Annotated in this window: 26 protein-coding genes and 1 pseudogene; 21 read left to right on the forward strand and 6 right to left on the reverse strand. The window is 72.0% G+C overall.

Features of this window, described 5'->3' with window-relative positions; all coding sequences use genetic code 11:
* Nucleotides 1–134: 134 nt before the first annotated feature.
* The 11 genes and pseudogenes from GA0070604_RS30650 (at nucleotide 135) to GA0070604_RS30700 (ending at nucleotide 11,282) form a co-directional block, all read left to right on the forward strand.
* A pseudogene (locus GA0070604_RS30650) lies at nucleotides 135–504 on the forward strand (DUF485 domain-containing protein).
* Nucleotides 482–2,155 (forward strand): solute symporter family protein, encoded by a 1,674-nt coding sequence (locus tag GA0070604_RS30655; RefSeq protein ID WP_091126504.1) that lies wholly within the window; start codon nucleotides 482–484, stop codon nucleotides 2,153–2,155. The pseudogene GA0070604_RS30650 and the gene GA0070604_RS30655 overlap by 23 nt, the downstream one beginning before the upstream one ends.
* Nucleotides 2,156–2,228: 73 nt before the next feature.
* On the forward strand, nucleotides 2,229–3,209 hold the full coding sequence (locus GA0070604_RS30660; protein ID WP_091126507.1) for a UDP-glucuronic acid decarboxylase family protein: 981 nt from the start codon (nucleotides 2,229–2,231) through the stop codon (nucleotides 3,207–3,209).
* Nucleotides 3,210–3,283: 74 nt separating this feature from the next.
* Nucleotides 3,284–4,519 (forward strand): LCP family protein, encoded by a 1,236-nt coding sequence (locus tag GA0070604_RS30665; protein WP_091126509.1) that lies wholly within the window; start codon nucleotides 3,284–3,286, stop codon nucleotides 4,517–4,519.
* 209 nt (nucleotides 4,520–4,728) lie between these two features.
* The gene (locus GA0070604_RS30670; protein WP_091126512.1) at nucleotides 4,729–5,922 is read left to right on the forward strand and encodes an LCP family protein; all 1,194 of its coding nucleotides are present in this window, start codon (nucleotides 4,729–4,731) and stop codon (nucleotides 5,920–5,922) included.
* Between the two features lie 248 nt (nucleotides 5,923–6,170).
* A complete protein-coding gene (locus tag GA0070604_RS30675) occupies nucleotides 6,171–7,046 on the forward strand; it encodes an LCP family protein (protein WP_091126515.1) in 876 nt (291 codons plus the stop codon).
* A 28-nt stretch (nucleotides 7,047–7,074) separates the two neighbouring features.
* On the forward strand, nucleotides 7,075–7,410 hold the full coding sequence (locus tag GA0070604_RS30680; protein WP_091126518.1) for a rhodanese-like domain-containing protein: 336 nt from the start codon (nucleotides 7,075–7,077) through the stop codon (nucleotides 7,408–7,410).
* 15 nt (nucleotides 7,411–7,425) lie between these two features.
* Nucleotides 7,426–8,217 carry a glycerophosphodiester phosphodiesterase gene (locus tag GA0070604_RS30685; RefSeq protein WP_091126521.1) on the forward strand — a complete coding sequence of 264 codons (792 nt, stop codon included), beginning with the start codon at nucleotides 7,426–7,428 and terminating at the stop codon, nucleotides 8,215–8,217.
* A 79-nt stretch (nucleotides 8,218–8,296) separates the two neighbouring features.
* Complete coding sequence (locus GA0070604_RS30690; RefSeq protein WP_091126523.1) at nucleotides 8,297–9,748, forward strand: PAS domain-containing sensor histidine kinase; 1,452 nt, start codon at nucleotides 8,297–8,299, stop codon at nucleotides 9,746–9,748.
* Nucleotides 9,749–9,811: 63 nt separating this feature from the next.
* Nucleotides 9,812–10,228 carry an ATP-binding protein gene (locus GA0070604_RS30695; RefSeq protein ID WP_208602369.1) on the forward strand — a complete coding sequence of 139 codons (417 nt, stop codon included), beginning with the start codon at nucleotides 9,812–9,814 and terminating at the stop codon, nucleotides 10,226–10,228.
* A gap of 166 nt (nucleotides 10,229–10,394) precedes the next feature.
* The gene (locus GA0070604_RS30700) at nucleotides 10,395–11,282 is read left to right on the forward strand and encodes a DUF5926 family protein (RefSeq protein ID WP_091126528.1); all 888 of its coding nucleotides are present in this window, start codon (nucleotides 10,395–10,397) and stop codon (nucleotides 11,280–11,282) included.
* Between the two features lie 23 nt (nucleotides 11,283–11,305).
* On the opposite strand, the gene GA0070604_RS30705 is transcribed toward GA0070604_RS30700, so the two are convergent.
* Nucleotides 11,306–12,517, reverse strand: coding sequence for an arginine deiminase (locus GA0070604_RS30705; protein WP_091126531.1), 1,212 nt, complete (start codon nucleotides 12,515–12,517; stop codon nucleotides 11,306–11,308).
* A gap of 164 nt (nucleotides 12,518–12,681) precedes the next feature.
* Between GA0070604_RS30705 and GA0070604_RS30710 the strand changes: the two genes are divergently transcribed.
* From GA0070604_RS30710 to pheA, 5 genes are all read left to right on the forward strand, one after another.
* Nucleotides 12,682–13,419 (forward strand): hypothetical protein, encoded by a 738-nt coding sequence (locus tag GA0070604_RS30710; protein WP_091126533.1) that lies wholly within the window; start codon nucleotides 12,682–12,684, stop codon nucleotides 13,417–13,419.
* A gap of 230 nt (nucleotides 13,420–13,649) precedes the next feature.
* The gene (locus GA0070604_RS30715; protein ID WP_091126536.1) at nucleotides 13,650–14,105 is read left to right on the forward strand and encodes a hypothetical protein; all 456 of its coding nucleotides are present in this window, start codon (nucleotides 13,650–13,652) and stop codon (nucleotides 14,103–14,105) included.
* A 75-nt stretch (nucleotides 14,106–14,180) separates the two neighbouring features.
* The gene (locus GA0070604_RS30720; RefSeq protein WP_091127530.1) at nucleotides 14,181–14,570 is read left to right on the forward strand and encodes an ACT domain-containing protein; all 390 of its coding nucleotides are present in this window, start codon (nucleotides 14,181–14,183) and stop codon (nucleotides 14,568–14,570) included.
* A 65-nt stretch (nucleotides 14,571–14,635) separates the two neighbouring features.
* The gene (locus tag GA0070604_RS30725) at nucleotides 14,636–15,208 is read left to right on the forward strand and encodes a hypothetical protein (RefSeq protein ID WP_091126539.1); all 573 of its coding nucleotides are present in this window, start codon (nucleotides 14,636–14,638) and stop codon (nucleotides 15,206–15,208) included.
* A 10-nt stretch (nucleotides 15,209–15,218) separates the two neighbouring features.
* Nucleotides 15,219–16,175: a prephenate dehydratase gene (gene pheA, locus GA0070604_RS30730; protein ID WP_091126541.1), complete on the forward strand. Its 957-nt coding sequence runs from the start codon at nucleotides 15,219–15,221 to the stop codon at nucleotides 16,173–16,175.
* A gap of 43 nt (nucleotides 16,176–16,218) precedes the next feature.
* On the opposite strand, the gene GA0070604_RS30735 is transcribed toward pheA, so the two are convergent.
* From GA0070604_RS30735 to GA0070604_RS30745, 3 genes are all read right to left on the reverse strand, one after another.
* Nucleotides 16,219–16,941 carry an AIM24 family protein gene (locus GA0070604_RS30735; protein WP_091126544.1) on the reverse strand — a complete coding sequence of 241 codons (723 nt, stop codon included), beginning with the start codon at nucleotides 16,939–16,941 and terminating at the stop codon, nucleotides 16,219–16,221.
* Between the two features lie 100 nt (nucleotides 16,942–17,041).
* Nucleotides 17,042–17,386, reverse strand: a complete 345-nt coding sequence (locus GA0070604_RS30740; RefSeq protein ID WP_208602371.1) for a metallopeptidase family protein — start codon at nucleotides 17,384–17,386, stop codon at nucleotides 17,042–17,044.
* Nucleotides 17,387–17,500: 114 nt separating this feature from the next.
* Nucleotides 17,501–17,929 (reverse strand): OsmC family peroxiredoxin, encoded by a 429-nt coding sequence (locus GA0070604_RS30745; RefSeq protein WP_091126546.1) that lies wholly within the window; start codon nucleotides 17,927–17,929, stop codon nucleotides 17,501–17,503.
* Nucleotides 17,930–18,094: 165 nt separating this feature from the next.
* On the opposite strand from GA0070604_RS30745, the gene GA0070604_RS30750 reads away from it, so the two are divergent.
* From GA0070604_RS30750 to GA0070604_RS30760, 3 genes are all read left to right on the forward strand, one after another.
* Entirely contained in the window at nucleotides 18,095–18,829 is a 735-nt protein-coding gene (locus GA0070604_RS30750) for a hypothetical protein (protein ID WP_091126548.1), read from the forward strand.
* A gap of 168 nt (nucleotides 18,830–18,997) precedes the next feature.
* Nucleotides 18,998–19,819: an HAD family hydrolase gene (locus tag GA0070604_RS30755; protein WP_091126551.1), complete on the forward strand. Its 822-nt coding sequence runs from the start codon at nucleotides 18,998–19,000 to the stop codon at nucleotides 19,817–19,819.
* The gene (locus tag GA0070604_RS30760; RefSeq protein ID WP_091126553.1) at nucleotides 19,819–20,631 is read left to right on the forward strand and encodes an HAD family hydrolase; all 813 of its coding nucleotides are present in this window, start codon (nucleotides 19,819–19,821) and stop codon (nucleotides 20,629–20,631) included. Before GA0070604_RS30755 ends, GA0070604_RS30760 begins: the two co-directional genes overlap by 1 nt.
* A 119-nt stretch (nucleotides 20,632–20,750) precedes the next feature.
* Here the strand turns inward: GA0070604_RS30760 and GA0070604_RS30765 are convergent, their stop codons facing one another.
* A complete protein-coding gene (locus tag GA0070604_RS30765) occupies nucleotides 20,751–21,341 on the reverse strand; it encodes a bacterial proteasome activator family protein (RefSeq protein ID WP_091126555.1) in 591 nt (196 codons plus the stop codon).
* Nucleotides 21,342–21,426: 85 nt separating this feature from the next.
* On the opposite strand from GA0070604_RS30765, the gene GA0070604_RS30770 reads away from it, so the two are divergent.
* Both GA0070604_RS30770 and GA0070604_RS30775 read left to right on the forward strand, forming a co-directional pair.
* The gene (locus tag GA0070604_RS30770) at nucleotides 21,427–22,254 is read left to right on the forward strand and encodes an alpha/beta hydrolase family protein (RefSeq protein ID WP_091126557.1); all 828 of its coding nucleotides are present in this window, start codon (nucleotides 21,427–21,429) and stop codon (nucleotides 22,252–22,254) included.
* Between the two features lie 48 nt (nucleotides 22,255–22,302).
* Nucleotides 22,303–23,520 (forward strand): ABC transporter substrate-binding protein, encoded by a 1,218-nt coding sequence (locus GA0070604_RS30775; RefSeq protein WP_091126560.1) that lies wholly within the window; start codon nucleotides 22,303–22,305, stop codon nucleotides 23,518–23,520.
* Between the two features lie 75 nt (nucleotides 23,521–23,595).
* Here GA0070604_RS30775 and ddaH read toward each other — a convergent pair whose 3' ends face one another.
* Nucleotides 23,596–24,429 (reverse strand): dimethylargininase, encoded by an 834-nt coding sequence (ddaH, locus tag GA0070604_RS30780; protein WP_208602200.1) that lies wholly within the window; start codon nucleotides 24,427–24,429, stop codon nucleotides 23,596–23,598.
* Nucleotides 24,430–24,475 lie beyond the last annotated feature (46 nt).

Raw genomic sequence — 24,475 nt, forward strand, 5'->3', positions numbered from 1 at the left:
AGGTCACTCGGCGCAGCCGGTGCGCCGTTCGGCGCAGCCACTGACCGTCGCCGATCCGAGCCTTCCCCGGCGGGGAGCGCGCTCTCTACCGTGCGCGAAACTCCCCCACGCCTTGCGAAGGTGGTGATCCACAGATGTCCACGGACACACCCGCGTCCGCGCCGGCCGAATCCGCGGCGGAGCGGTACCTCGCCGTACAGCGGTCGGACGAGTTCGCCGGGTTGCGGCGCGCGTTGCGCGGTTTCGTCTTCCCGATGACCGTCGCGTTCTTCCTGTGGTACGCGCTCTACGTCATCCTCTCCGCGTACGCGCGGGGCTTCATGGGCACGAAGGTCTTCGGCAACATCAACGTCGCCCTGATCTTCGGCCTGCTCCAGTTCGTCTCGACGTTCGTGATCGCCTGGCTCTACTCGCGGTTCGCCGACCGGCGGATCGATCCGGTCGCCGACCGGATCCGTGCCGAGCTGGAGGAAGGTGACCGATGAACATCGTCCTCGCGGCTGAGGCGGGCAGCCACACCGCCCGCAACCTCACCATCACGCTCTTCCTGATCTTCGTCGCGATCACGCTGGCCATCACCGTCTGGGCCAGCCGGCAGACCAAGACCGCGACCGACTTCTACGCCGGTGGCCGCTCCTTCTCCGGCTTCCAGAACGGCATGGCGATCGGCGGGGACTACATGTCGGCCGCGTCCTTCCTCGGCATCGCCGGCATCATCGCCCTGAACGGCTACGACGGCTTCCTCTACTCGATCGGGTTCCTGGTCGCCTGGCTGGTCGCGCTGCTGCTCGTCGCCGAGCTGCTGCGTAACTCCGGCCGGTACACGATGGCCGACGTGCTGGCGTTCCGGATGCGCCAGCGGCCGGTCCGGACCGCGGCGGCGGTCTCCACCATCACCGTGTCGATCTTCTACCTGCTGGCCCAGATGGTCGGCGCGGGCGCGCTGGTCGCGCTGCTGCTCGGCATCAAGCCGGGCAGCACCTTCCTCGGCATGGACGCCGACACCGCGAAGGTCGCCACCATCATCCTGGTCGGCGCCCTGATGATCATCTACGTCACGGTCGGCGGCATGAAGGGCACCACGTACGTCCAGATCGTCAAGGCGTTCCTGCTGATGACCGGCGCGGTCGTGATGACCCTGCTGGTGCTCGCCAAGTACAAGTTCAACCTGTCGTCGCTGCTCGGCGACGCGGCGCACGCCTCCGGCAAGGGAGCCGCCTTCCTCGAACCCGGACTCAAGTACGGGGTGGAGACACCCGGCGACGCGTTGAAGACCTTCTACAGCAAGATGGACCTGCTGTCGCTCGGCATCGCCCTGGTGCTCGGCACGGCCGGCCTGCCGCACATCCTGATCCGGTTCTACACCGTGCCGACCGCCAAGGCGGCCCGGAAGAGCGTGCTCTGGGCGATCGGCATCATCGGGCTGTTCTACCTGCTCACCCTCGCCCTGGGCTTCGGCGCGGCGGCGCTGGTCGGCGGGAAGGCCATCACCGCGCAGGACAAGGCCGGCAACACCGCCGCGCCGCAACTCGCCGAAGCGCTGGGCAGGGACTTCTTCGGCGGCAGCCTGGGCGGCGCGACACTGCTGGCGATCATCGCGGCGGTCGCCTTCGCCACCATCCTGGCGGTGGTCGCGGGGTTGACCCTGGCCTCGTCGTCCAGCCTGGCGCACGACTTCTACGCCAACGTGATCAAGCGCGGGCAGGCGTCGGAACGGCAGGAGGTGAAGGTCGCCCGGATCTCCGCCCTGGTGATCGGCGCGGTCTCGATCGTACTGTCGATCTTCGCGCAGAACCTGAACGTGGCCTTCCTGGTGGCGCTCGCCTTCGCGGTGGCCGCCTCGGGCAACCTGCCGGCGATCCTGTTCAGCCTGTTCTGGAAGCGGTTCAACACCTCCGGCGCGGTCTGGGCGATCTACGGCGGCCTGATCGCCGCCGTGGTGCTGGTCTTCTTCTCCCCGGTCGTCTCCGGGGCGCCGACGGCCATGTTCCCGGAACACGACTGGCACTGGTTCCCGCTGTCGAACCCGGGCATCATCTCGATCCCGATCGGCTTCCTCTGCGGCTGGATCGGCACGCTGCTGTCGAAGGAGCACGACGAGGAGAAGTACGCCGAACTGGAGGTGCGGGCGCTCACCGGCGCGGGCGCGCACTGATCGGTTAGGCGGGGCCCCCTCTACAACGCGAGGCGTTAAGAGGGGGCCCTTCCTTCCCGATAGGCTGGTTGGTATGAAGGTTGCTCCTCGCTTCGGGTCCGGGCATCGGGTTCTTGTCACCGGTGGTGCCGGCTTCGTGCCGTCGCACCTGGTCGATCGGCTCATCGAGCGTGGCTGCACGGTCGTGGTGCTCGACAACTTCGTCACCGGTTCCAAGGAGAACATCTCCCACCTGCTGGAGATGCCGACCTTCACGCTGATCGAGGCGGACATCTCCGACGGGCTGCCGACCGACCACCCGGCCATGGCCGAGCGGTTCGACGCGATCCTGCACATGGCCTCCCCGGCCAGCCCCACCGACTTCGAGAAGCTGCCGGTGGAGATCCTGCGGGTCGGCTCGGTCGCCACCCTGCACCTGCTGGAGCGGGCCACCGCCGACGGCGCCCGGTTCCTGATGGCCTCCACCTCCGAGGCGTACGGGGACCCGAAGGAGCACCCGCAGCGCGAGACGTACTGGGGCAACGTCAACCCGATCGGCATCCGGAGCGTCTACGACGAGGCCAAGCGGTTCTCGGAGGCGGCCACCATGGCGTACCACCGCAGCCGGGGCACCGACACCGCGATCGTCCGGATCTTCAACACGTACGGCCCGCGGATGCGGCCGGACGACGGCCGGGCCATTCCGACCTTCATCTCGCAGGCGCTGCGCGGCGAGCCGATCACGGTGCACGGCACCGGCAACCAGACCCGTTCCATCTGCTACGTGGACGACCTGGTACGCGGCATCCTCCTGCTGCTCGACTCGACCGAGACCGGCCCGATCAACTGCGGCACCGAGCACGAGATGTCGATGCGGCAACTGGCCGAGACGATCGTGTCGCTCACCGGAAGCACCTCCGAGGTGAGCTACATCACCCGGGCCGCCGACGACCCCGAGATGCGGCGCCCCGACCTCACGCTCGCCCGTGAGCTGCTGGGCTACGAGCCCACCGTGGCGCCCGAAGACGGCCTGCGACGCACGATTGAGTACTTCCGCGGGCGGCTAGGGTACTGAACCCGGCTGGAAGATCGCTGACACCCGGTTCCACCTGAGGGCGGGACTGGTCCGGTCGACCTACCCTCGGTTACATGTCAGCGACCACGCCTGCCGGTATTCCGCTCACCCGGCTGAGCCGGAGCGCGGGCCGCGCCCAGGTCCCCGGCCCCGGCCAGGGCACCACCGGACGCGCCCGCGTCGCCGGCGATCGCCGGCACCCGTCGTACGAGGACGAGCCGCGCTCCGGCGGGCCCGCCGGCCCTGGCGGACCCGGTGGCCCCGGTGGCCCCGGCGGGCCGGGTGGCGGCCCGGGGCGGCAGGGTCCGCGCCCGCGCTGGGGGCGGATCGCCCTGGTGGCCGGCGCGGCGGTGGTGGTGCTCGCGCTGCTCGCCGGCGCGGGGGTGTGGTTCTACGCCCGCAACCTCGACGACGACCTGCGCCGCACCGACCCCTTCTCGGAGATCACCGACGGGCGGCCCGCCAAGAAGGTCGACGGCGCGCTCAACATCCTGCTGGCCGGCACCGACTCCCGGGACCCGGACGCCCAGATGGACAAGGCCGGCAAGTGGCGGGCGGACACCTTGATCCTCATGCACATCCCGGCCGACCACAAAACGGCCTACCTGGTCTCCATCCCGCGTGACCTGTACGTGCCGATCCCGGAGAACGCCGGCGCGTCCTGCGACTCCGGTTCGCGGAACAAAATCAACGCGGCCTTCGCGTTCGGCGGTCTGCCGCTCGCGGTGAAGACCGTGGAGTGCTTCACCGACGTCCGGATCGACCACGTCATGGCAATCGACTTCGGCGGGTTCAAGGAGGTCACCGACGCGCTCGGCGGCGTCGACCTCAAGGTCGACCGGACGATCACCTCGATTCACAAGCCGTACCGGACGTTCACCAAGGGCGTGAACCACATGACCGGTGCCGAGGCCCTGGACTGGGTCCGGCAGCGCAAGCAGTTCCCCGACGGCGACTTCGCCCGGATGCGTCACCAGCAGGAGTTTCTCAAGGCGCTGATGGACAAGGCGGCCAGCACCGGCACATTGACCAACCCCAAGAAGCTGAACAGTTTCCTCAAGGCGGTCACCAGCGCGGTCACGGTCGACCAGGGATTCTCCCTGACCGACATGGCGCTGGAGTTCCGGAACCTCCGCGGGGAGAACCTGACCTTCATCACCAGCCCCAACCTGGGCGGACGGGACGTCGACGGCCAGTCGGTGGTGGTCTCCGACCGCGAGAGGGCGCTGGCGATGTACCAGGCCATCAGCGCGGACAGGATGGCCGACTGGGTGCAGGCCAACCAGCGGGACAACGGTACGGGCAACTGACGCATCCCGAAGGCGCCCGGGCCGGCCGGTCGGCGGTCATGCTTCACCACAGGGTGAGCCAACCGTCGACCGGCCGCGTTCTATTAGCCGTTCGGGCAATTCGCGGGCACGAGTAACAGGATCTGCGGAAACAGTCACCAGACGAGGTCGCGGGAACGGAAACGGGTACGTAAAGTGGTCCCGCCCCCGATCACCGAGCTGGAGCACGCATGCCGGTTCAGACCAGCCGTCGCCCTCCGTCACTGGAGCCCGGAGCACCCGGGCGGGTGCCCCCGATCGTTCCACCACAGGCCGGCGCAGGGCGGCGACGTGGCCCCGGCGCACCGAAGAAGCGGGCCAAGCGCAAGGATCCGCTGTGGGCACGGCTGACCCTGATCTTCGGCGCGGTGCTGATGATGACCAGCGGCGTCGCCATCGTCGGCGCCAAGGCGATCATCGGTCAGGCCACCAGCAGCATCGACCAGGGCAACCTGCTCGGCGAAGCGGGCAAGACCAAGGCCGAGGGCGGCAAGAACCTCAAAGGCCCGATCGACATGCTGCTGCTCGGCGTCGACGCCCGGGAACGCTGGGCGGCCGACGACGTCCGGTCGGACACCATCATCATCCTGCACATCCCGGCCAGCCACGACCAGGCGTACCTGATCTCGATCCCGCGGGACACCGAGGTGGAGATCCCAGGGCACGGCACCAACAAGATCAATGCCGCCTTCTTCTTCGGCGCGCAGAACGGTGGCGGCTGGGAGGGCGGCGCCCAGCTGATGGCCAAGACCATCAAGCAGAAGACCGGGATCGGCTTCGACGGCGCCGCGATCATCAACTTCGGCGGTTTCAAGAGCGTCATCGACGCGCTCGGCACGGTCAGGATCTGTGTGAGCAGCGACGTCAAGTCGGCACACATGTCGCTGGTCGACGGTAAGCCGATGTGGAACGCGGACGCCAAGAAGACCGGCAAGCCGCGCACCGCGGTGGTGCACAAGAAGGGCTGCAAGGAGATGGAGGGCTGGGAGGCCCTCGACTACGCCCGCCAGCGGTACAGCGTGGCGGGCGGCGACTACGGCCGCCAGCAGAACCAGCAGCAACTGATCAAGGCGATGGCGAAGAAGGCCACCGAGAACGGCATGCTGACCAACCCGATCAAGCTGAACCAGCTGATCCAGGCGGCCGGCAAGGCCTTCATCCTGGACACCGGCGGCGTGCCGATCGCCGACTTCATCTTCACCCTCAAGGGCGTCACCGGCAACGACCTGGTCACCCTGCGCACCAACGGCGGCACCTACGCCACCAACAGCAACGGTCGGGAATCGCTCAACGACCTGAGCAAGGAGATGTTCCGGGCGGTCAAGGACGACAGGCTCGCCGATTTCGTGGTCGCGAACCCGGAGGTCCTCTCCACCAGGAAGTGAGCGTGACCCGGCGGTAGCTGCGGCGAAAGCCACCACCGCCGGGTGACCGGACCGTAGCCTGACGTGAGCGGGTCTCATGTCAGGGCTGCGGGAGGAACATCACGGCCAGGCCAGCACGGACCAGACGCGGGCGGGGACGATCCGCCCGCTGGACCCGATTCCTCCTCGGCGGCGGCCTCGCCCTGGTCCTGCTCGCCGCGCTCGGGCTGGCCGGACTGCACTGGCTCACCCACCGGTACGACCGCACGGTGGCCCGGCAGCAACTGCTCGACCCGGCCGCCCGGCAACCGCGTACCGACCTGTCCCGCGCGCTCAACTACCTGCTCATCGGCTCCGACCACCGGCCGGGCGCCAACCCCGAGGACCAGCGCTCGGACAGCATCCTGATCGTGCACGTGCCGGCCGGGATGCGGCAGGCGTACCTGATCTCGATTCCGCGCGACCTGCTGGTCACCATCCCGCCAGCACCGGGCTACGGCGGCGGCAAGGACAAGGTCAACTCGGCGTACGAGCACGGCGGCGGCGGCGAGGCCGGTGCGCGGCTGCTCTCCACCACCCTGAGCCAGCTCACCGGGATCCGCTTCGACGGCGCCGCGCTAATCGACTTCTCCGGCTTCAAGGAGGTCATCGACCTGCTCGGCGGCATCCGGATGTGCGTCGACACCGAGGTCCGGTCGGTGCACACGAAGACCCTGTTCACCCCCGGCTGCCAGCAGATGGACGGCGCTCGGGCGCTGGACTACGTCCGGCAGCGCTACGACCTACCCGGTGGCGACTACGACCGGCAGCGCCACCAGCAGCAGATGCTCCGCGCGGTGCTCGACAAGGCCGGCCAGACGCACCTGCGCGACGACCCGGTGAAGCTCGACCGGGTGCTCCGGGCGGCCGGCAGCGCGCTGACCGTGGACACCAACGGCGTGTCGCTGGACGACCTGCTCTTCGCGTTCCGCGGGCTGCCGGCGGACGCGCTGCACGGCGTGCAGGTCCCGTCGTACCCGCAGATCATCGACGAGGTCTCGTACGTGGTGCTGGACAACGGCGGGGGCGGGCTCTTCGACGCGCTGCGGGCCACCCGCGTGCCGCAGTGGGCCGGGGCCAACCCGCGCTGGGTCAACCGGTTGTGACCGGTCCGGCGGACTAGGCTTCATAGCCGTGTTCGGACCCCAGGTTCCCAGCGTGCCCGCGTCGGCCGTGCCCGACGACATCTACCTGCTCGACGTCCGGGAGGACGACGAGTGGACCTCCGGCCACGCGCCGGCCGCCCACCACCTGCCGATGACCGAGCTGCCCGCCCGGCTGGCCGAGGTGCCCGACGACCGCGAGGTGGCCGTGATCTGCCGCTCCGGCGGGCGCTCCGCGCAGGTCGTCGCGTATCTGCTGCGCAACGGCTGGGAACAGGTGTGCAACGTCGACGGTGGGATGGGTGACTGGGCCGCCGCGGGCCGTCCCGTGGTCACCGACGACGGGCAGCCGGGCCGGGTCGCCTGAGGCGCGTCGAGCGACATGACCACACCCCTGGTCTTCGCGCACCGCGGCTCGTCGTACGACCTGCCGGAGCACACCCTGGCCGCGTACCTGCGCGCGCTCGACGAGGGCGCCGACGGGCTGGAGTGTGACGTCCGGCTCACCCGTGACGGGCACCTGGTGTGCGTACACGACCGCCGACTGGACCGGACCAGCAACGGGCACGGGCTGGTCAGCGCGCGTACCCTCGACGAGTTGGAGGCGCTGGACTTCGGCTCGTGGCATCCCGGCGGGGTGGCGGCCGACGGGGACGAACCGCTCGACGAGTCGCACACCCGGCTGCTCACCCTGGAACGGCTGCTCGACGCCGTGCTGGCCGCCGGCCGGCCGGTCCGGTTGCTGGTCGAGACCAAGCATCCCTCCCGGTACGGCGGGAACGTGGAACGCTGCCTGGTCACCACCCTGCGCCGGTACGGCCTCGCCGAACCCGGTCCGGACGATCCGGTCCGGGTCACCGTGATGTCCTTCTCCCCGCTCGCCGTACGCCGGATCCGTGACCTGGCCCCCGGCCTGCCCACGGTGCTGCTGCTGGAGGTGCTGCCACGCTGGCTGCGGCTGGGCCGGCTGCCGTTCGGCACCCGGATCGCCGGGCCGGGGATCGGCCTGGTCCGGGCCCGCCCGCAGCTCGTCCCAGGGCTGCGGGCGGCCGGAAACCAGGTGTACGTCTGGACGGTGAACGAGCCGGAGGACCTGGAGCTGGTGCTGGCCGCCGGGGTGGACGGGGTGATCACCGACCGGCCCGCCCGGGCGCTGGCCCGCCTCGGCCGTTGAACCCGGTCGATCCGCCCGGCGACCGGCCCCGCCCCTACCGGGGGTGTCCCCGGACCGGCCGGCGCGGCAGACTCGGGGCATGCCGGAGCGAACCGACTACCCCGCACTCATCGCCGGGCACACCGGTGTGATCACGCTGATCAACTCTGGGGCCTCCGGACTGCCCGTGCTCACCCGCCTGCTGCGGGTGGTTCAGCCCGCGGTGGGCGCGGCCGGCCTGGCGTTCGTCGAGTTCACCCCCGCCGGCGGGCGGGTGATCGCGGCGACCGGCAGCGCCGAGTTCGTCGTCGGCCGGCCACTGCCGGCGAGCGACCCGGCCACCGTCTGCCTGCTCGCCGGCCCCGCCCTGCGTCAGGTCCGGCTGGACGCCGTCCCCGGGACACTCGCCGACGAGGTGGCCGGGCGAGGGATGCGCCAGATGATCGTGGCACGCGCCGAGGTCGCCGGCCTCACCGTGGGTAGCCTGCACGCGCTCTATCCGGACGGGGAGCCGCTCGACGACTCCCAGCGCGGCGTCATCGGGTACGTCGCCGCCTGCGTCGCCCACCTGTACGGCGACCAGACCGGCCTGCCCGTGCACGGCGACGGCCCGGTGGTGGCGGCGCTCGCCGACGGCCTCGCGGTGGTGGACCGCGCGGACCACGTACGGCTGTGGAACCCCGCCGCCGCGCAGGTGACCGGCCGCCCGAGCATCGAGGCGCTGAACCGCCCGTTCCCGTTCCCGCTGCCCCCGTCCGGGCAGGTGCTCGACCATCGGATGCCGGACGGCCGCTGGCTGCGGATCACCTCCGGGGAGCTGCCCGGTCCGGGGGCGCTCCGGGTGGTCACCTTCCGGGACATCACCGACCAGCGGCACCGCGACCACGACCGCGATCTCTTCGTCGCGGTGACCAGCCACGAGCTGCGTACCCCGGTAACCGTGATCAAGGGGTACGCGGACACCCTCACCGACCACTGGGAGTCGCTCAGCGACGACGACCGGCGGCACGCCGCCCGGATCATCGGGCAGCGGGCCAACGAGCTGGCCCGGCTGGTCGACCGGCTGCTCACCGCCGCCACGGAGAACCGGCGCGGCGAGCCGGCCGCCCCCTTCGACCTCGCCGACGCGCTGCGGGCGGCGGTCACCGACCTGCCGGCGGACGTCCGGCACCGGATCGTCCTCGACCTGCCGGCCGGACTGCCGAAGGCGCTCGGCGACCGGCACAGCCTGGCCACCGTGCTCACCGAGCTGGGCACCAACGCCGGAAAGTACTCCCTGCCCGACACCCCGATCGAGGTCACCGCCGAGGCGAACGAGCGGACCGTGTCCTTCCGGGTCGCCGACCGGGGCATCGGCATCCGGCCGGAGCACGTCGAGCGGGCGTTCGACCGGTTCTGGCAGGGGGAGTCCGGCGACCGCCGGCGCTACCCGGGGGCCGGACTGGGCCTGTATCTGGTCCGCCAAATTGTTGAACAGCAGAATGGATGGGTATCCCTCCGACCGAGGGCCGGTGGGGGTACGGTCGCAGAGGTGTGGCTGCCCCGGGGATGACCAGGGCCGTTGCGGGGTGGAAGGACGGCGGTGTCGACGCGTTCGGCCGAGCGATCGTGGTGCGTGGTGGTGCCCCATCACGCGACCGGCGCACGCCTGGCTCGGCACCGGCTCGCCGACGAGCTGGCAGACGTCGTACCCCCGGCCCTGCTGGCGGACCTCGTCGCGGTCCTCGCCGAGTTGGTCGGCAACGCCGTACGCCACGCCGACCCCCTGCCCGGCGGAGTGGTCCGGGTGGCCTGGCGGCTGCGCCCGGCGGCAGAGGGGCAGCGCGTCCAGCTCCGGGTCACCGACGGTGGCTCCGCGTCGGGTCCGCTGATGCGTCCGTCGGCCCCGGAAGCGATCGACGGACGCGGGCTGCACATCGTCGCCGGCCTCGCCAGCCGCTGGGGAGTCGAGCGGGACGGCCTCGGCCAGAGTGTCTGGGCCGAATTCGATCCGGCCGGCCTGACCCGGCCTGACCTGGTCATCGCCGGCTGAGCAAGCTGGAAGGCGGGTCCTGCCCACGCCGGTCCGGCGCGGCATCTAGGCTGTGTCGCCATGAGCGAGCGCAGCGAGCGAATCATCCGGCGCAGTGCCGTAGCGGCTCATGTGGCCGCCTCGCTCCGCTCGGTGGCCGCATGAGCGAGCGCAGCGAGGTGCCTGCATGAGCAAGCGTCGGAAGGCCCAGCGGGCCACCGCCGAGGTGACCCCGAAGCGGGAGAAGGTGCGCGACGTCTTCGTGCCCCGACCGTTCGACGGGCTGGTTGACGAGCCGGAGTGGATCGCGCTGCGCGAGCTGGTTCCGGCCGCCACCGCGCCGCTGCGGCTGACTCCCGAACTGGTGGAGGAGTACGGCGAGCGGCCGGTCACCCTGGCCACTGTGCTGCCGATGGCCGCCCCGGCGATGACCAAGCCGGACGGGCGGATCTTCGTCGGACTGCAGCGGCACCAGCAGTCCGGTGACGTCTCCCGGGACCTGGCGGACGCGCTGCTCTGCGCCCTGCGTACCGAGCCGGGCGGCCAGGTGGCGGTGCCACCGCTGCCCGGCCCGGGGCCTCGCCTGCAGGACATCCTGATGGACGGCCCGCTGGAGATCAGCATGCATGACGGGTTCGAGTTCTGGCTCGACCCGGGGGCGACCGAGAACCCGAACGTGCAGGCATCGCTGGAGCGGGCCAACGCGGCGGTCTACCCGACCGTGAAGCTGGCGGCGGCCCGGGCCGCGTACTGGTGCCAGGTGCCGGAGAAGGCGCACGTGCGCTGGGTGCTGCCGGACGACGAGGACACGGCGCTCGACGCGCTGTCCCGGCTGAGCGTGGCCGGCACGCTCCCCCTCGGCGACAACACCCGCTTCGCCGGCATGTTCCGGGCGCACGGCCGCCTGGTGCCGGTCTGGGACCTGCCCGAGGAGGTCCCGGCCGCCGACTGGGAGGAGCCGGTGGCCGAGTTCACCAAGCGGTACGCCGAGGCGCTGGCGGAGCGGGCGCCGCTCGACGCCGCCGGGCGCCGGGCCCGTCAGGGTCTCCTCGGCCGCCAGCTCACCCTGCGCTGAGCCGGACGGAGGGGCCCTTCCGTTCAGCGGCGCAGGGGTTCGCGGAGCAGTGGGCAGGACATGCAACGCGGCCCGCCCCGACCGGAGCCCAGCTCCGAGCCGGCGATGGCGATCACCTCGATGCCGGCCCGTTCCAGCTGGGCATTGGTCTCCACGTTCCGCTCGTAGCCAACGCAGAGCCGGGGCGCCAGGGCGAGGGTGTTGTTGCCGTCGTCCCACTGCTCCCGTTCGGCGGTGACCGGGTCGAGGCCGGTGTCGATCACCCGGAGCTGGTCGAGGTCCATCGCATCGGCGGCGGCGCGCAGGAACGGCGCTGGGCCGTCGACGCGCGGCTCGTCGCCGTCCACCCCGGCGATGACCGTGTACGCCGACAGCTCGCTGGCGATGTTGGGGTACATCAGCACGGCGTCCACGTCGACCATGGTGCAGACCGTGTCCAGGTGCATGGTGGCCCGTTCCTGGGCGATCGGCACCACCAGGATGGTGTGCGCCAGGCCGGCGGCGAAGACCTGCCGGGCGAGTCGCTCCGCTCCGGCCGGCGTGGTCCGCTCGCCCACCCCGACGGCGAGCACCCCGGGTGCGAGCAGCAGCACGTCGCCGCCCTCCAGGTGCTCCAGCTCCGGGTGGTAGACGAACTCCGTACCGGCGAAGCGCGGGTGGTGGCGGTAGATGGCGTGGGTCAGCGTGGTCTCCCGCCGCCGGGCCGGCATGGCCAGGCTGGTCACCCCGACCCGGTCGGAGATCCAGACCGAGGAGTCCCGGGTGAACAGCAGGTTGGGCAGCGGGGCGACGACGAAGTCGTGCCGGTCCATCAGGGTCCAGACCAGGCCGCCCGGCCGGTCGGGGCCGACCCGCAGTTCCTCGTGGGCGAGTCCGGCGATGAACACGTCGGCCAGGGCCGCCGGGTCGAGGTAACCGAGGTGGTCGGCGACCCGTCGGCGCAGTGTGTCGCCCAGCCGGGGCGAACGCAGCACGGCTTCGGTCAGCTCGGCCCGGGCGTCCGGCACGGCGAGCGTCTCGGCCAGCAGGGTGGCCAGGTAGAGCACCTCCACCCCGTGGGAGCGCAGGGCGGCGGCGAAGGCGTCGTGCTCCTCCTGCGCCCGGCCCACCCATGGGATAGCGTCGAAGAGCAACGCGTCGTTGTTGCGTGGGGTGAGGCGGGCCAGTTCCGGGCCGGGGCGGTGCAGCAGCACCGTGCCGAGCCGGGCGACCTCGCTGTCCACATAGTGGGTCACCCTCGCAGCGTAGGACGAGGTGGGGACGGCATCCGGGAAAAGAAGTGTGAATGAATATGGCATTCATCCGCACTCATTCCGGCGCCCCAACTTGCCGACCACCGGGGTGCGCAACGTAGGGTAGTGGAGACATAACTTCGAGAGACCTTTTGCCGGAGGTCGCGATGACTGTCTCACCCGCTCGTCGAGCCGTGCCGACCCGAGCCCTGCCACCGGTCACGGTGCCGCAGCCCCGGGTCGACTCCACCTCGGTGCTCGACCCGGCCCGCCCGACACCCCTGGAGTGGGCCCGCCGCCGCCGGGCCGAGCGGGGTGCCCGCCGGCTGGAGGCGGCCGGAGCCCGCGCGCTCGGCCAACTCGACCACCTCGGTCCCGCCTGGCACGTCGTGGAGTGGCCCCGGACGGACGTCTCCGACGTCCTCCTCGACCGCGGCCAGGACGACCGGGCCGGGTTCCTCGCCATCGGGCCGAGCGGGCTCTTCGCGATCACCGTCGCCGACCACGGCCGCGCCCGGGTGCTCGTCGCCGGCGACGTGGTGCAGATCAACGGCAAGCGTCCGCCCTATGTGACCGAGGCGCGCCGGGACGCCAAGCGGGCCAGCAAGGCCCTCTCCGAGGCGGTCGGCCTGCCGATCCCGGTCACCCCGGTGCTGACCTTCGTCGGTTCCGGGGTCATCAGCGTCTACGGCCTGCCCAAGGACTGCCTCATGGCCACCCACCGGGAGCTGGACCGGCTGCTCGTGGCGGGCGGCAACCGGATCAGCCCGGCCACCGCCGAGAAGCTCTCCCAGGTCGCCCAGCACCCCTCCACCTGGTTCAACGGCACGTACCGTCCAGCAGCCGACTACCGGTGGTACGAGGAGGGCCGAACGGCCGCTGACAAGCGGGCCGCTCGCCGGTAACGTCTGCGGGGACGCACGCGCCCCCGGTTCCGCCTCCGGTGGTTCCGTCGGCCCGCGCCGTCGCCGACCGCCCGACACCGGGCACCCGTCGCTCCGGCGCCTGTCCCCGCGGCCCGTCACCGCGCTCGGGCAGCCGGAGCAACACGGGCGGCCGGTGGCCCAGCGCGGTCGCGCGGTCGTCGTGCCGACCGGCTAGCGTGGACGGACCGTCGGTGTACATAGGAGGCGCGGTGGCCCACGTCGAACTCTCGCTCTCGGAAGTCTTCGTGCCCGCGCCGGGGACGCCGACCGAGCAGGAGTCCGACAACGTCGGGCAGTGGTCCGACGCGGTCCAGCGAGCGGCCGAGCCCTGCCTGCTGCTCGACGCCGACACCACCGTGGTGGCGATCTCCTCGTCGGGCAGCGAGCTGCTCCGCCTCGGCACACCCGAGGACGTGATCGGGCAGCCGCTGCTGGCGGGCGGCCTGCGCCTGGTCGACTTCACCGCCGTGCCGAACGAGCTGACCGAGCAGGACGCCGACAAGATCCCGCCACTGCTCGCCCTGCACTCCGGGCGGCTGGCCCGCGGCCTGCTCCGGGTCCAGGGGCCCGGCACCGACGCCGGCACCACCGTCGACGCCATCTCCACCCCGGTGCTGGCCAACGGCGAGGTGGCTGGCTCCCTCACCTTCTTCGCCAAGGTCTGACCTGCGAAAACAGGTTCCCCGCGCCGCACCGGCGATGCTGGGGCCGGCCCTCATCGAGGCCGTATGGTGGCCCTCATGCTCGATGTCGCCCTGCTGCCCGGCGAGTACGCCGTGTGCCGCCTGCCGGCCGGCTCCACCCTGCCGTCGCGCACCTGGAGCGAACTGGGCGACGGGGACGTCGTGACGGTGAGCTGGACCGCCGACGGAATCTCCCTGATCTGCCCGACCGGCCGGGCGCCGGAGCAGGCGGTCGTCGAGACCCGGTGGCGCTGCCTGCGTATCGTCGGCCCGCTGGACGGGCCGCTCACCGGCACCCTCGCCGCGCTGGTCGACCCGCTGGACCGGGCACGGGTGAACGTGGTGGCGTGCTCCACGTACGACACCGACCACGTGTTGGTTCCGGCGGTGCGGCTCACCGAGGCGACGAGCGCGCTGGAGCGGGCCGGGCACCGGGTACACCAGTGACCTTCACCTGATCAGGTGATCCTCCTACGATGGGCTCGGCCGACCGGCCGAGATGACGCCCCTCGATGCCCGAGGAACGAACCGTGCCACCCACCCCACCCTGCCCCACCCCCCGCCGGCAGGCGAGCCCTCCGGCGGCGTCGCGTACCCCACGGGCCGTCGCGGCGGCACTGGTCACGCTGCTGTCCCTCGCCGCCTGCGGCGCTCCGCCCGAGCTGAATCAACAGGCCCGCCCGACGGTCACCCCCACCGCCACGTCCACGCCGACGCCGAGCGCGACGCCGACCGCTCCGGACATGCCGGACGCGCAGCCCCGTAGCCCCAGCCCCGACCCGAGCGCCACGCCCTGCGGGTCGGGCCCGACCGGCGACCGGGTGATCGCGTTGCTGCGCGGTGGCGCGCGGGTGTTGCCCCGGGACGTCCGGGTCACGGTCCGCCAGGGGCCGCTCTGCGTCGAGGACTGGCAGTACACCGTGCTGGCGGTTGCCGGGCACGAGGAACTCCAGGCGGTCACCCAGGGGAAGCCGACCACCCTGGAGCTGGTGACCGCCGGGACCGACGTCTGCTCCGCCGAGGTACGCGCTGCCGGCCCACCCGGCATCCGGGCCTTGGCCTGCGGGGGCGTACCGGGTGCGTAGGCTGGTCGGCATGCCGGGAACACCGCCGACCCGCTTCGTCTACCTGGGCCCCGAGGGCACCTTCGCCGAGCAGGCGCTGCGTACCCTCCCCGCCGCCGAACGGGGCAGCCGGGAGCCGGCCCGCAGCGTCGGCGAGGCGCTGGACGTCGTACGGGCCGGGGAGGCGGACGCGGCCCTGGTGCCGCTGGAGAACTCGATCGGCGGCGCGGTCGGGGTGACCCTCGACGAGCTGGCCGAGGGAGATCCGCTGGTGATCACCCGAGAGGTGATCCTGCCGGTGGAGTTCGTACTCGCGACCCGCCCCGGCGGTTCCCTGGCCGAGGTGCGGAGCGTGGCCGCGCACCCGCAGGCGTCCACCCAGTGCCGGGGTTGGCTGCGCGACCACCTGCCCGAGGCGACCGTGGTCGACGTCCTGTCCAACGGCGCCGCCGCCGCCGGCGCGGCGACGGGCGAGTACGACGCCGCCATCTGCGCCCCGATCGGCGCGACCCGGCACCGGCTGACCGTGCTCGCCGACAAGATCGCTGATCACCCGGACGCGGTGACCCGGTTCGCGCTGATGTCCCGCCCCGGGCCGCCCCCGCCGCCCACCGGCGACGACGTCACGTCGCTGGCGATCTACATCGCCCACGACCGGGTGGGCGCGCTGCTCTCGGTGCTCATGGAGCTGGCCGTACGCGGGGTGAACCTGACCCGGATCGAGTCCCGCCCGACGGGCGAGGCGCTCGGCCGGTACGTCTTCTTCCTGGACTGCACCGGGCACGTCGCCGACGTACGCCTCGGTGAGGCGTTGCAGGGGCTGCGCCGGGTCTGCGCCGGCGTACGCTTCCTCGGGTCGTACCCCCGGCACCGCTGGAGCCCGGCGGCGAGCGAGCGGCCGGTCCCCGCTCCGGCCGGTCTTTCCGATGTCGACTATGCCGACGCGGCGGCGTGGCTGGCCCGGCTGCGCGCCGGCGAGCTGAGCTGACGCGGCGCGGGACGCCCGGGCGGACGCCCCGCCCCGCGGACGGTCACTGCAGCAGGCCGCCGAGCAGGCCGCCCTGTTCCTGCTGCTGGTTGCCGCTGCGGTGCCCCGGCCGCTCCTCGGACGGCTGGACCACCACGAAGCCCTGGCCGGCGAAGCTCATCGTGAACGCCTCACCGGTGGTCCGGCCGATCAGCGTGCCGAGGCCGAGCTGGTCGGCCCGGTGGTAGCCGGTCTGGAGGCTGGCCGACCAGCAGACAGCCGCCTGCGGGTCGACGTACGTCGGGGCGTCCACGTTGAGCACCACCGGGGCGCCGTCGGTGGTGATGGCGATCCGGCCGTGGCCGGTGAAGACGCAGTTGAACAGCCCGGAGGAGGCGAAGCCCATGCCGCTGACCATCTTGATCTCATAGCTCAGCGTGGAGTCGAAGGCGAGGACGCTCGATCCGTTGATCGACAGGGCGTCACCGGGCTCCATGTCGATGATGTGCACGTCCTTGGCGAAGTCGGCGAGGAAGACGTCGCCGCGGCCGCTGACCTTCATCAGCGGGACACCTTCGCCGGTGAGCCGCTGCTTGAGATACTTGCCGATACCGCCGGAGCCGAGCGCCTGGAAATGCACCTGCCCCTGGTACGCGACCATGGACCCGACCCGGGCCATCGCCTCGCCGTTCAGCTCGATCTTCAACATCTTGGAGTTCTGCAGCCGCATACCCGGCTGCTGGGACTCCTTTTCCAGGTTCTCCGCGGAGAACAGCGCGCTTCGCATGGGTCTCCTCCTGCATCGGGGTGCGCCTGTCCAGGAGGCTAAGGGACCCCCGCAATGCCGGGGACCGACCGCGCGGAGGGGCGGCCGCGTGCAGGGCGGGTCAGCCCCAGCCGAGGGCGTGCAACCGCTCGTCGTCGATGCCGAAATGGTGGGCGATCTCGTGCACCACGGTCACCGCGACCTCGTCGACGACGTCGTCCTCCGTGTCGCAGATCCGCAGGATCGGCCGACGATAGATAAGGATGCGGTCCGGCAGGACGCCGGAGTAGTCCCAGCCCCGCTCGGTGAGGGCGTGCCCCTCGTAGAGCCCGAGCAGGTCCTCGCCCGGCGGTGGGTCGTCCTCGACCAGGATGACCACATTGCTCATCAGCCCGAGCAGCTCCTCGGGCACCTCGTCGAGAGCCTCACCGACGAGTTCCTCGAACCGCTCCCGGCTCATTTCCACGGCCACGCCGCCCATCCTCCCCGACCCGCCGCCACCCGACCAGCCGTCCGGTTCGGGCGCGACGTCCGCCCCGGGCGTACCCGGTCGCGTGGCGCGGGTCGGGCCAGGAGTTGATCAGGCGAGACGGGCGGTCAGCGTGATCTGCGCGCCCGGGGAGAGCAGCCGCGAGATGGGGCAGCCCTCCTTGGCCGCCTCGGCCAGCTTGGTGAACTGGGCCTCGTCCATGCCCGGGACCTGGCCGACGGTCTCCAGGTCGATCCGGGTCACGGTCATGCCCGCGTCGGTCTTGTCGAAGTGCACCTTGGCGGTGGTGTCCACCGAGGTGTCGGTCGCGCCCGCGTCGGCGAGCTGCTTGGAGAGGGCCATCGAGAAGCAGCCGGCGTGTGCCGCGCCGATCAGCTCCTCGGGGTTGGTCCCCTCGCCCTCCTCGAAGCGCGACTTGAACGAGTAGTTGCCGGTCAGGCCGCCCTTACCGGTGCGGACCGTGCCGGTGCCGCCGGTGAGATCGCCTTGCCAACGTGCGGATGCGGTACGGATAGGCATGCCACCGACGCTAACCGAAACCGGACGTTCGCGCACCGCCCGTGGCGAGCCGAACACAGCCCGACAGCCGTGGCCGAGCGACCCGGCCGGCTCGCCGTCCCCTGTCGCCGGGTGCCGGCTGTGCCATGATTCGAGCCAGGCCCGCGCGGAGCGGAAGGGTGGCCGATGTCCCAGGATCTCCCCATTCCCAGCCAGGACAGCCGGTCCGACGGCATGACCGTCGTGGAGTGGGGTGACACGGAACCCGCCCCGCCCGGCCGGGTCGGCCGCTCGCTGGCCGGACTGAGGCGGGACCGCCGGCTGCCGCCGCTGCTCACCGGCCTCGGCGCGGTGGCCGCGGTCGGCTCGCTGGTCGGTGAGTGGCTGGTGATGATGGTCCCGAACGCCGGCCCCGAGGAGATCGCCACGGTCCGGGTGCCGAGCGGGGTGACGGACATGGGCGGCTTCGGGGTCGCCTACCTGGTGGGACTGCTCGGCCTGGCCTGCGCGGTCGCGCTCGCCCTGCGCGGCACCGGCCCGGTGCGACAGAACGCCCGGGTGGCCGGCCTCGGCCTCGCGGCGGCGGTGCTGGCCGTGCTGACCGCCACGGCGTTCTCCCTGGACGACTCGAGTCAACGCATCCTCTTCTTCTCGCCCGAGCAGGGGTTCCGGGTCGAGCATGGGCGCGGCCTGGTCACCGCGTTCGTGGCCACCGTGCTGATCGCGGGTGCCCTCTACCTGTCCGGCCGGGAAGGCGGCGAGCTGACCGATCCGGACAGCGGGGCCGAGGAGTCGCCGCCGGGCCGTATCCGGACGGGCTGGGGCCGGCGCCGGGCGGTTGAGGACGAGCTGCCGGCCGGCCCGGCCGACCTGACGGTCGAGCCCACCGTGCCGTTCGCCCGGCCCGAACCGCCGCGCTGAGCCGAGGCGCGGCCGGTCACCGGGCCGCCGCCACGGGTTGGGGTCCGATTCGCCGAAAAGCCATGGTTGCGACCTGTTCCGCGAGATACGGTTGCGGCCCGCCGGTCGTGGGCCGAGGCACCGACGACCTGGACGGCTGGCGCGACGGCGGCGGGCGAAGGAGGAAACATGACCCGCCCGGGCCTGCCCAAGCTGATCGCCACCGACCTCGACGGCACGCTCGTCCGCAGCGACGAGACCGTCTCGGCGTTCACCCACCAGGTGCTCGACCGGGTGCGGGCCGCGGGGATCCCGGTGGTCGGCGCGACCGGCCGCGGACCACGCCTGACCGAACTGACCCGCAACGACATCCGCGCCGCCGACTTCCTGGTGATGGCCGGCGGGGGACGGGTGGTCGACCAGAGCGACCCGGCGGGACCGCTGTTGCTGCGCGACGAGCGGCTCCCCGGACCGGCGCTCGCCCGGCTGCTCGTCGACCTGGAGGCCGTGGTCGGCCCGCTGACCGTGATGGTGGAGGCGTCCGACGAGCACGACGCGCCGCTCTGGGGCGACTACCACCCGAGCTGGCCGTACCCGGACCGGTTCGAGGCACGCAGCCGCGAGGAGTGCCTCTCCGGCGATGTGATCAAGGCGTTCGCCCGGACCGCCGATCATCACGTGGACGAGCTGCTCGCGGCGGCCCGGCGGATCGTCCCGCCGGAGCTGGCCACGCTCACCCAGGCCGGCCTGGGCTTCATCGAGATCTGCCCACCCGGGGTGGACAAGTCCACCGGGCTCAGCGTGGTGGCCGAGCGGCTCGGCGTCGACCCGGCTGAGGTGCTGGTCTTTGGGGACCAGCCGAACGACCTGCCGATGTTCGGCTGGGCCGGCTGGGCGCGGGTGGCCGTGGCCAACGCCCATCCGGAGGTCCGCGCGGCGGCCGACGAGATCACCCTGCGCAACGACGACGACGGAGTCGCGATCTATCTGGACCGACTACTCTCCCGATGATGGGAGAGACACCTCGGCTGATCGCCACCGACATCGACGGCACGCTGCTCCGGGACGACCGGACGCTGAGCCCGCGCACCGCCGGGGTGCTGTCCCGGATCTCCGCGGCGGGCACGCCGGTCGTGCTGGTCACCGGCCGTCCGATCCGCTGGCTCCAGCTCGTGTACGACCAGCTCGCCGAGCCGCTGCCGGCGATCTGCGCCAACGGGGCGGTGGTGTACGACCCGGTCGCCGACGAGGTGCTCCGGGCCGACCCGCTCGCCCCCGAACTGCTCGCCGAGGTGGCCCGGCGGCTGCGGGCCCAGGTGCCGGGGGTGAGCTTCGCGGTGGAGATCGGTGACAGCCGGCAGATGCGGCACGAGGCGCACTACCCGCTGCGCTGGGACGCCGACACCGACGCGATCCGCGCCATCGAGTCGCCGGAGGAACTACTGGCCGTCCCGGCGGTGAAGCTGCTGGCGCGGGCCGGCGAGCAGGACCCGGACGCGTTCGTGCGGGTGGTGGCCGGGGCGCTGGAGGGGCTGGCCGAGGCGACCCACTCCTCGTACAGCGGGCTGGTGGAGATCTCCGCCGCCGGGGTGACCAAGGCGGCGGGCCTGGCCTGGTACGCCGCCCGGTTCGGGATCGACGAGCGGGAGGTGCTGGCGTTCGGGGACATGCCGAACGACGTGCCGATGCTGACCTGGGCCGGGCGGGCGGTGGCGGTCGCCAACGCGCACCCGGCCGTGCTGGAGATCGCCGACGAGGTGACCGGGTCGAACGCCGAGGACGGTGTGGCGGCGTACCTGGAGCAGATCTTCGGGGTGGCCTGAGCGCGACGGCTCCAGCGACGGCGCCAGGTCGCCGCGCGGCGTCAGACGCGCCGAACTGAAGTCGTCGTCGTGGCGAGCCGGAGCCGTCGCGGGCCGGGGCGCGGGCGCGCCCCGGGCCGTCAGAGGTACTGGCCCGGGGCGTGCCCCTCGTTGGCCGGCGGCATGCCCGGCATTCCGGGGACCGCCCCGCCGGGGCCGCTGGGCAGCGCGGCGCGGCCGGAACGCATCTGCTCCAGCTGGACCCGGGCGGCCATCTGCTGGGCGACCAGGGCGGCCTGGATGCCGTGGAACAGCCCCTCCAGCCAGCCGACGAGCTGCGCGTGGGCGATCCGCAGCTCGCTCTCGCTGGGCGCCTTGTCCTCGGTGAAGGGCAGCGAGATCCGCTCCAGCTCCGCACGCAGCTCGGGAGCGAGCCCCTCCTTCAGCTCGACGATCGACCGCTCGTGGATCTCCCGCATCCGGTGCCGGCTGGCGTCGTCGAGGGGGGCCGCCTTGACCTCCTCCAGCAGCTGTTTGATCATGCTGCCGATCCGCATCACCTTGGCCGGCTGCTCCACCAGCCGGGTCGGGTCCTCGCCCTGCCCCTCCTCGGTCAGCACCGTGCCGACCGGCCGGCCATCCGGCCCGACCACCACCACGGCGCCGGGGATGCCGTCGTTGTCCTGTTCGTCGTGCTGTCCGGCGGAATGCGCTTCGGTCATGACACCCATCTTTACCCAGCCGCCGCCACCCGCACGACCCGGGACCGGCTCCTGGGCACGAACCGTCCGGCCGGAGCACGCTACCGTCCCCGTCATGTCCGCAGACCCACGCGCCGTACTGACCCGGCCGGCCCCACCGCCCGACGTGACGGTCGCCTACGGCGACCACCCGGAGCAGCTCGCCGACCTGCGCCGCCCGGTCGGCGGCGGACCGGCCCGGCGGCTGGTGGTCGTGGTGCACGGCGGCTTCTGGCGAGCCGAGTACGACCGCACCCACACCGGCCCGATGGCCACCGCGCTGGCGGCGCTCGGCCACCCGGTCGCCCAGCTCGAATACCGGCGCACCGGCCAGCCCGACGGGGGCTGGCCGACCACCCTCACCGACGTGCTGGCCGGGGTGGCGGCGCTGCCCGGGCTGGCCGCCGCCGCGCTGCCCGGCCTGGTGGCACCCGCCCCACCGATCCTGGTCGGGCACTCGGCGGGCGGGCACCTGGCGCTCTACGTGGGCGCGCACGCCCCGGCCACCGTCGGGGGCGTGCTCGCGCTGGCGCCGGTCGCCGACCTGGCCGAGGCGTACCGGCTGGACCTGGACGAGGGCGCGGTGGCCGCGCTGCTCGGCGGCGGCCCGGACGAGGTCCCCGACCGGTACGCGGCCGCCGACCCGTCGGCACTGGTGCCGATCCGGGCACGGACAGTGGTCATGCACGGCGCCCTCGACCGTCAGGTTCCGGTCGCGATGAGCCGCTCCTGGGTCGCCGCGGCCCGGGCCGCCGGCAGCCCCGCCACCCTTGTCGAACTGCCCGAGTGCGAGCACTTCGGACTCATCGACCCCGACTCGGCGGCGTGGCCCCAGGTGGTCGGTGCGTTGCGGTCCCTGCACGATGATCTTCCGGGCATTGACGCAGCAACGCCGAGCAGGTAGAACGCCGGAGGGGCGTACGCCCTGGCAGCCCTTTCTGGGAGGAAATCGGTGTCGCAGATGAACCGCAGGCGGGCCCTTCAGCTGTTGGCCGCACTGGGTACCACCGGCCTGGCGGCGGGCTGCGGCTCCGACTCCCAGGGCACCAACCGTCCGGGCAGCCCAATCAAGATCGGCCTCATCGTGCCGGCGAGCGGCCCGAACAAGACCATCGGCGACGACATGGCCAACGGGTTCCGGCTCTTCCTCAGCCTCAACGACCAGCAGCTCGGCGGTCACCCGGTCACCCTGATCACGGCCGAGGAGGGCGACAGCGCCAAGACCGGCCGGGCCGCCGTCGACCGGCTCCTGAAGGAGGGCGTGCTGGCGCTCACCGGCGTGGTCAGCTCCACCGTCATGTCCGGCATCCGGGCCGCCGTCGAGCAGGCGCGGGTTCCGCTGATCGGCTCCAACGCCTCCCCGGTCAGCCTGCAGAGCGTCGTCTACATCTGGCGCACGTCGTACGTGCTCAACGAGCCGGGGCTGGCGCTCGGGCAGTACCTGCGCCAGACGCTGAACGACCCGGCCAGCAAGATCGCCGTCTTCGCTCCGCAGGGCACGAGCAGCCTCGACGTCATCGCGGGCCTGCGTCGCGGCTACGAGCAGGGCGGCCGCCGGATCGAGGATCCGGTCTACACCCCCGACCTGCCCAACCCGGGCAAGGGCACGTACTCCTCCGCGATCCACAAGGCGCTGCGCGGGAAGCCGGACGCGGTCTTCTGCCACTACACCGGCGCTGCCGCGGTGAGCTTCATCAAGCAGCTCTACGACGAGGGTTACAAGGGCCCGATCTACGCGCCCGGCTTCCTCACCGAGGGCACCGTGCTGGGCCAGCTCGACGACGGGGAGGGGGGCGAGCTGCGGGCGCAGATCGAGCGGTACGGCATCGAGACCGCGCTGAACTACTCGGCCGACCTCAACAACAGCGCCAACCGGGTCTTCGCCTCGGCGTACCGGAAGACGCACAACGCCCCCCCGACCACCTACGCGATGGCCTCGTACGACGCCGCGCAGGTGCTGGACAAGGCGATCCGGCTGGCCGGTGCGGAACCGAACCCGCAGCAGGTCAACCTGGCGCTCGGCAAGATCGGGCAGATCGACAGCCCGCGTGGGGCCTGGCAGTTCAACCAGCCGCGTACCCCGCAGCAGAAGTGGTACCTGCGACGGGTCCAGCTCGACGGCCGGATGCTGTCGAACGTAGCGGTGACCGAACTGGCCACGCTCGGCTGACTCTCCCCGCGTACGCCGAACGGGCGGCCTCCCCGCCGGAGGCCGCCCGTTTCCGCACTCGGCGCGGGACGCGCGTCAGTGGCGCAGCTCGGCGATGCAGCACTTGACGCTGCCGCCGCCCTTCTTCAGCTCGGCCAGCTCGACCGGGACGGGGGTGTACCCGGCCGCCTTGAGCCTGCCGGCCAGCCGGGTCGCCTCGCTGTTCAGTACGACGTTGCGCCCGTCGCTGACCAGGTTCAGGCCGAAGGCCAGGGCGTCGGAGTCGTCGGCGAGCACCGCGTCCGGGAAGAGCTGGGCGAGGACCTTCTGGCTGGCCGCCGAGAAGGCACCCGGGTAGTAGACGATGTTCTCGTCGTCGATCGAGGCAAGCGCCACGTCCAGGTGGTAGAAGCGCGGGTCGACCAGGTGCAGCGAGACCACCGGCCGGCCCAGCGCCTCCTGGGCCTCGGCGTGCGCCGCCAGCTCGGTACGGAAGCCGTGCCCGGCGAGGATCAGGCCGCCGTGCGCGTCCGGCAGGTAGGCGAAGTCGCCCTCGCCCTCGTTCGTCTCGCTCGGCGCGATGAACCGCCAGCCGTTCTTCTCGTAGAACGCCCGGTGTGCGGCAGCCTCCGCGGTCCGCTGCTCGTGCTTGAACTGGGCGCCGTAAACCGTGCCGTCCACCACGAAGGCGCCGTTGGCCGCGAAGACCATGTCCGGCAGGCCACGCTCGGGCGCGAGCAGATGCACCTCGTGGCCGAGGCCGACGAGGGTCTCCCGGAGGCGGTCCCACTGCTTGACCGCCAGTTCCGCGTCGACCGGCGTGGTCACGTCCATCCACGGGTTGATCGCGTACTCGACCGCGAAGTGCTCGGGCGAGCACATGAGATATGTCCGCTTTCGCGGGACTCGCTGCTGGTTCACGGTCACCAAGAGTAGGTACGCTCCAACTTTGGTAACAGCCACAACCATTGCTTCC

Origin of the sequence: Micromonospora eburnea, from assembly GCF_900090225.1 — a bacterium.
Classification (GTDB): domain Bacteria; phylum Actinomycetota; class Actinomycetes; order Mycobacteriales; family Micromonosporaceae; genus Micromonospora; species Micromonospora eburnea.